1 protein-coding gene is annotated in these 526 nt (G+C 61.0%); it reads left to right on the plus strand.

The features are described from left to right. A partial coding sequence (locus tag WH277_RS01230) for a ketoacyl-synthetase C-terminal extension domain-containing protein (RefSeq protein WP_339503905.1) occupies positions 1-526 on the plus strand: 526 nt, incomplete at both ends.

The raw sequence follows: 526 nt of genomic DNA on the forward strand, positions 1-526 counted from the left end.
GGCCAATGTCGGGCATCTGGAAACGGCGGCTGGAATGGCGGGACTGATCAAAGCTGCTTTGCAAATCAAACACGGCTGGCTAACACCGCAAATCAATTTCACCCGTGCCAATCCGGCCTTCGACCTGCGCCACAGTCCATTTCGCGTGCTGACACGTGCAGAACGCTGGCAGGCTGACGATCCCCGCCGTGCAATTGGTGTCAGTGCCTTTGGTATCGGTGGCAGCAACGCGCACGTGGTGTTAAGCCGACCTGATGTTGCCGCAGCCGCATCTGACACCCGGTCTTCTTCGCTGGCTGACAGCGTGGTGCCGATCTCTGCCCGTTCTGAACAGGCCTGGCACCAGCTGGCAAAGCAGTATCGTCAGCGTGCGACGGGTGAGCCGTTATCCGCGCTGGCCTGGAGTGCGCAGACCCGCAGGCAGGCCATGCGCTTTCGCGGCACGCTGGGGCCAGATGAAGAGGGAAAACTGGTGGTGAAAGAGGGCGTGACCGACAGCGGTAAGGGGCGACTGAGCGTGATATTC

This window comes from Erwinia sp. MYb416 (assembly GCF_037479575.1).
In the GTDB taxonomy this organism is placed as follows: domain Bacteria; phylum Pseudomonadota; class Gammaproteobacteria; order Enterobacterales; family Enterobacteriaceae; genus Erwinia; species Erwinia rhapontici.